This window comes from Rhodococcus sp. NPDC003383 (genome assembly GCF_053589115.1).
In genome coordinates this window covers 62,969-68,975 of record NZ_JBSFRG010000032.1, presented here as the reverse complement: position 1 = coordinate 68,975, position 6,007 = coordinate 62,969, and the positions used below count along the sequence as shown (strand labels likewise).

The 6,007-nt window shown below is 69.4% G+C and carries 6 protein-coding genes; 1 reads left to right on the top strand and 5 read right to left on the bottom strand.

The window, feature by feature from the left end; translation table 11 throughout:
• Positions 1-122: 122 nt before the first annotated feature.
• From ACWDTS_RS23305 to ACWDTS_RS23295, 3 genes are read right to left on the bottom strand one after another with little or no spacing between them, the layout of a single operon-like run.
• Complete coding sequence (locus ACWDTS_RS23305) at positions 123-1,202, bottom strand: 2-oxoacid:ferredoxin oxidoreductase subunit beta (protein ID WP_450119114.1); 1,080 nt, start codon at positions 1,200-1,202, stop codon at positions 123-125.
• Positions 1,199-3,160, bottom strand: a complete 1,962-nt coding sequence (locus tag ACWDTS_RS23300; protein WP_450119113.1) for a 2-oxoacid:acceptor oxidoreductase subunit alpha — start codon at positions 3,158-3,160, stop codon at positions 1,199-1,201. Before ACWDTS_RS23300 ends, ACWDTS_RS23305 begins: the two co-directional genes overlap by 4 nt.
• A 59-nt stretch (positions 3,161-3,219) precedes the next feature.
• Positions 3,220-3,966, bottom strand: a complete 747-nt coding sequence (locus ACWDTS_RS23295; RefSeq protein ID WP_450119112.1) for a dienelactone hydrolase family protein — start codon at positions 3,964-3,966, stop codon at positions 3,220-3,222.
• A 125-nt stretch (positions 3,967-4,091) separates the two neighbouring features.
• Here ACWDTS_RS23295 and ACWDTS_RS23290 point away from each other — a divergent pair, with 125 nt between their 5' ends.
• Positions 4,092-4,784 (top strand): SDR family NAD(P)-dependent oxidoreductase, encoded by a 693-nt coding sequence (locus ACWDTS_RS23290; protein WP_450110520.1) that lies wholly within the window; start codon positions 4,092-4,094, stop codon positions 4,782-4,784.
• Positions 4,785-4,786: 2 nt separating this feature from the next.
• Here ACWDTS_RS23290 and ACWDTS_RS23285 read toward each other — a convergent pair whose 3' ends face one another.
• Both ACWDTS_RS23285 and ACWDTS_RS23280 read right to left on the bottom strand, forming a co-directional pair.
• A complete protein-coding gene (locus ACWDTS_RS23285) occupies positions 4,787-5,518 on the bottom strand; it encodes an IclR family transcriptional regulator (RefSeq protein WP_450110561.1) in 732 nt (243 codons plus the stop codon).
• Between the two features lie 218 nt (positions 5,519-5,736).
• Positions 5,737-6,003 carry a WhiB family transcriptional regulator gene (locus ACWDTS_RS23280; protein ID WP_197251168.1) on the bottom strand — a complete coding sequence of 89 codons (267 nt, stop codon included), beginning with the start codon at positions 6,001-6,003 and terminating at the stop codon, positions 5,737-5,739.
• Between the last annotated feature and the right edge of the window lie 4 nt (positions 6,004-6,007).

Sequence of the window (6,007 nt, the reverse complement as noted above, 5' to 3'; positions counted from 1 at the left end):
CCCCTCCCCCACCTTCCCCCCCCCCCCCGCTCTCCCCACCCCCCCCCGGTTCCCGGCGCCCAGGGCGGCTCCGCGGCGGTGGTGCTTTTGGGGGGCCCCCCCCCCCAAAAACCCCACACCGCTCACACGCTCCAGGTATTGGCACCGTTGAGAAGCGCCTGTAGATCCGCGGGTTTCTCCTGCCGCGCCTGTGCGATCTGCGCGCGCACCCCGTCGTCGTAGGTGTCCCGCGCGACCGCGCGCAGAACTCCGGTGACGGTGTAGGTCAGATCGTGTGTCGACAGCCGCGTCAGCGCGTAGGCGTATTCGGGGTCGTCGGTGTACGCGTCGTGGACGACGATGTCCTCGGGCGCGGTCTCCGCGGTCGGTACCACCCGCAGCCCGAATCCGCTTCGTACCACGCACCATTGGTCGTCGACACCGAAGACGATGGGCTTGCCGTGCACGACGGGGACGAGCCGATGCTCCGCGCCGTCCTTGCGCAGGGCGTCGAACGAGCCGTCGTTGAAGATGGGGCAGTCCTGGAGGATCTGGACGAACGCGGTGCCGCGGTGCTGCGCCGCGGCCAGCAGCACCTCGGTCAGACCCGCCCGGTCGGAATCGAGGGCGCGCGCGACGAACGTGCCCTCCGCGCCGACCGCCAGCGACAGCGGGTTGAACGGCGCGTCGAGCGATCCCATCGGCGTCGACTTGGTGACCTTTCCCGTCTCGGAGGTCGGCGAGTACTGCCCCTTGGTCAGACCGTAGATCCTGTTGTCGAACATGAGAATTCGCATGTTCACGTTGCGGCGGAGGGCGTGGATGAGGTGGTTGCCGCCGATCGACAGGCTGTCGCCGTCGCCGGTGACGACCCACACCGACAGGTCCGGCCGGCTCACCGTCAGGCCGGTCGCCAGAGTCGGGGCGCGGCCGTGGATCGAGTGCACACCGTACGTGTCGAGGTAGTACGGGAAGCGGGAGGAGCAGCCGATGCCCGAGACGAACACGACGTTCTCCCGCTTGATGCCCAGTTGCGGCAGCACCGACCGGACTGTCGCGAGGATGACGTAGTCACCGCACCCGGGGCACCAACGCACCTCCTGCGAAGACGTGTAGTCCTTGGCCTTCTGCGGTTCGTCGGTGTGCGGCACGTGCGCGTGCGCCGTCAACCCCGCGTGCTCCGTCAACCCTAGGTCGGCACCGACTCGCATCCCACCGGTCATGCCCGCTCCCCCTTCTTCACGACGGCCGCGACCGCGGCCCGGGTCTTCGCGTCCTCCGTGGCGGCGAGGGCGCCCGCGACCTCCGCGAGCAGCGCGTCGTGCAGTTCGTCGGCCCGGAAGGCCATGCCGGACACCTTCGTCACGGGCTGGATGTCCGCGTCGAACCGGGCACGCAGCAGCAGTGACAACTGCCCGAGGTTCATCTCCGGCACCAGCACCCGTCGGTACCGGCCGAGAACCTCACCGAGATTGGCGGGCATCGGATTCAGATGCCGCAGGTGCGCCCGCGCGATCGCGTGCCCACCGCGCCGCATCCGGCGCACCGCCTCACCGATCGGACCGTACGACGAACCCCAGCCGAGAACGAGGACGGTCGCGTCACCGGTCGGGTCGTCCACGTCGAGGTCGGGCACGGTGATCCCGGCGATCCGGGCCGCGCGCACCCGCGTCATGAGTTCGTGGTTGGTGTGGTGGTACGAGATGTCGCCGGTGCCGTTGGCCTTCTCGAGTCCGCCGATGCGGTGTTCGAGACCGGCCGTCCCCGGGATCGCCCAGTCCCGGGCCAGCGTGTCCGGGTCCCGCGCATACGGCAGGTGGGCGCCCTCGCCGTTCGCACGCGCGAGGTCCGGTTCGATGGCGGGCAGCGTCGCGACGTCGGGGATCCGCCACGGTTCGGAACCATTGGCGATTGCGCCGTCGGACAGCAGCATCACCGGGGTGCGGTAGGTGACGGCGATCCGCGCGGCCTCGAGCGCCGCGTCGAAACAGTCGGCCGGGGACTGCGGCGCGACGATCGCGACCGGGGATTCGCCGTTGCGGCCGAACATGGCCTGCAGCAGGTCGGCCTGTTCGGTCTTGGTGGGCAGACCCGTCGACGGGCCACCACGCTGGACGTCGACGACGATCAGCGGCAGTTCCGTCATCACGGCCAGGCCGATCGCCTCGGATTTGAGGGCGACACCGGGACCGGACGTGCTGGTGACGCCGAGCGCACCGCCGTAGGACGCGCCGAGCGCGGCGCCGATCCCGGCGATCTCGTCCTCCGCCTGGAAGGTGACCACGCCGAAGTGCTTGAGTTTGCTCAGCTCGTGCAGGATGTCCGAGGCCGGGGTGATCGGGTAGGTGCCGAGGAACACGTCCATCCCGGCCGTCCGCCCGGCCGCGACCAGCCCGTACGCGAGCGCGGTGTTGCCGGTGATCTGCCGATAGGTCCCGGACGGCAGGGCCGCCGCCGCGATCTCGAATCGCGAGGCGAACGATTCGGTGGTTTCCCCGTAGTTCCAGCCGGCGCGCAATGCCAGGATGTTCGCCTGCGCGACGTCGGGCCGGGCCGCGAACTTCCGGTCGAGGAATTCCTCGACCGCGACGATCGGCCGTCCGTACATCCACGACAGCACGCCGAGCGCGAACATGTTCTTCGACCGCTGTGAGTCCTTCCGTCCGAGCCCGGCCGGTTCCACGGCACCGACGGTCAGTGACGTCATCGGGATCGCGTGCACCTGGTACTGCTCGAACTCCGGGGTGGCGAGCGGGTCGGAGTCGTAGCCGACCTTCGCGAGGTTGCGCTTGGTGAACTCGTCGATGTCGACGATGAGGATTCCGCCGGCCGGCAGGTCCGCGATGTTCGATTTCAGCGCGGCCGGGTTCATCGCGACGAGCACGTCGGGACGGTCACCGGCGGTGAGGATGTCGTACTCGGCGATCTGGATCTGGAAGCTCGAGACACCCGGCAGGGTGCCCTGCGGAGCGCGGATCTCCGCAGGGAAGTTCGGTTGGGTGGCCAGGTCGTTGCCGAACGCGGCGGCTTCGGCGGTGAACCGGTCCCCGGCGAGCTGCATGCCGTCGCCGGAGTCGCCGGCGATGCGGATGACCACCTGTTCGAGGACGGTCACCTCGCCGCTACGGTCGGGTTCCCCCACCGCGCTGCGTCCTGCTGAACTCTGTACGTCCGAACTCATAGGCGAGTCTCACTTCCTTGTGTGACCGAACCTGGCGTGCGCACTCTCCATCGTCGTCCTCAGCCGGACGGACGCAACCTGCCCCGGTCGTCGTCACCCGCAGTGGTGGCGGCCGCGAACTCGAGAACCTGCGGCCAGGACACCGCATACGCTGCGGCGTTGACCGGATTCGTGTGCCGGGCGCGCACGCTGAAACCGTGCTCGGCACCCGGATAAACGTGCATTACGGTCGCACCCGACTCCCGGTTCTGCAAGGTCGTCTGCAACCGTGCGAACGTGGCCGGCGACATGACGGTGTCGGCGCCCGCGTGCAGCACCATCACCGGGGCGGTGATCCGCGCGGCACTGTCGACGGCGTCGACGGTCTGGTTCGGGGGCCTCTCGTCGTGAATCGACGGGTGGTAGGCGACGACGTTCGCGAGCCGGACGTCGCGGCTGCCGAGGATGAGGGCGAGGCGTCCGCCGAGGCACCAGCCGATCACGCCGACCGACTCGAGTTCCAGTTCGCCGAACATGTGGTCGAGCAGCGTGCGCATCTCGGCGATGCACTCCTCGTCGTCGAGGCCGTTCATCAGTTCGACGAGGCGTTCGCGCGGGGCGTCGTCGTCGCTGACCCCGTGGAACGGGTCCCACACGAGCGCGGTCAGTCCGGCCCCGGCGATGTCCTCCGCGTATTCGCGGACCTGCGCGCCGATGCCGGTGATCATGGGGAGCAGCAGCATCCCGCCGCGGCTGCGTCCGAGCGGTCTCGCGAAGAACGCCGACAATCCGCCGACAGTGATGCGTTCGGCCTCGATATCCTTCATGACCTCGAACGTACGTCACAGGTGCGCCCGTTGTGGGCATCTACACGCACAGCTGGGGCGGCGCACTGCCCACCTGCCGGAACCCGCCGCGCGACTGTGACTTGCCATGCCCTAATCTGCCGACTATGACACGCACCACACTCATCACCGGTGGCACCGGCGGCCTGGGTTCCGCCGTGACCGCGCATCTGCTGGCGGCAGGCTGGCGGGTCGTCGTGCCGTGGCTCGTCAAGGAGGAGCTCGACCGCGTCCCCGAACACCCGAACCTGCACCTCATCGAGGCCGACCTGTCCGACGAGGCGCAGCTCGAGGCGGCCGTCGACCTCGCCGCCGCCGATCCCGATGCCCCGCTGTTCGGTGTGGTCAACCTGGTCGGCGGCTTCGTGTCCGGTCAGCGTGTCCACGAGGCTCCGGTCGAGGTGCTCGACTCCCAGATCGACCTCAATCTGCGCACCACCTACGCGGTGACGCAGGCGGCGCTGCCGCATCTGATCCGCGGTGGCGGCGGCTCCGTGGTGTGCATCTCGGCGGCCGCGACCAACAATCCGTTCACCGGCGCAGCCGCCTACATCGCGTCGAAGGCAGCGGTCGCGTCGCTCGTGCAGTCCCTCGCCGTCGAGTACCGGCCCGACCGCATCCGCGTCAATGCGCTGTTGCCCGGGGTCATCGACACCCCCGGCAATCGGACCGCGATGCCCGACGCGGACACGACGCACTGGTCGAAGCCGGAGGACATCGCGAAGGTCATCTCGTTCCTGTTGTCCGACGAGAGCTCGGCGATCACGCGCGGACTGATCCCGGTGACCAGTCTCGGCTGAACTCAGTCGGGCTGTTCGGAGAGGTGCGCGCGCCGCGCGAGGGTCGCACCGATACCGGCGGCGGCCGCCCGCACCGACGCGGCGTGCTGCTGCGGCCGGAACCCGGTCACCGGGCCGGTGACACTGATCGCGGCGACGGCACGTCCCTCCGATTCGAAGATCGGGGCGCCGACGCACACGATGCCCGGCGCGGACTCCTCGAACTCGTAGGACACCCCCTCGGAGATCACCCGGTCGAGCAGCTGCCGCAGCATGCCCGGCGTCGCGACCGTGCGCGGAGTGCGCCGCGGCAACGGGCCGGTGAGCACATGCGTCACCACCTCGGGTTCCGCCCACGCCAGCAGGGCACGCCCGATTGCGGTGCAGTACAACGGCATCCGGCCACCCACCCGAGACGGCGCGCCGACCTGCCGGTGGCCGCCGATCTTGGTCAGGTAGACGACCTCCATGCCGTCACGGATCCCGAAATGCACCGTCTCGTGGGTGCGTTCGTACAGGTCCTCCATGAACGGGATCGCGACCTCGACGAGACTGCGCTCCACCGAGGCGCGCATCCCCAGTTCGAAGAGCTGACGGCCGAGCCGGTACCCGGCCGGGGTGCGTTCGAGCAGCCGCACCCCGACGAGATCGGTGGCGATACGGTGCAGCGAAGCCTTCGGGATGCCGGTGCGGCGGGCGAGTTCGGCCAGGCTGACGCCGTGGTCGTCGATCGTGAAGGCGTGCAGCACGATCATGACCTTGCCGAGCACCGTGTTCCGGTCGAGGGCACCGTGCGCGCCGCCGGCACCGACCTCGTCCGTCCCGTTCTCACCCACCGCGTGCCTTCCACACTCTCCGCGCGGCGTCCGCGCTGTCCGGTGCTCGCCGCATTCTCCGAGCGAATGTACCGTTCGCTCGGTTGAAGGAGACGAACGATACATTCGCTCCGGTAACCCACCGTAGCGGCGAGCGGTCACGCGGACAGTACGCGACCCAGCTTCCGCGCGCGGGCGTATGCGCGGCGTTCCGCGTACGTCATGCCGCCCCAGATGCCGTGCGTCTCGTCCGCCTGCAGCGCCGTCTCGCGGCATTCGGCGACCACCGCGCACGATCGGCAGATCGATTTTGCCGCGGCTTCGGCGCGCGCCGCCGCGAGCCGGCCGTCCTCCTTCTGCGGGAAGAACGTCGTGGTGTCCATGCCCCGGCAGCGTGCCCACAGGGTCCAGTCGCGGTCCGTCATCTCG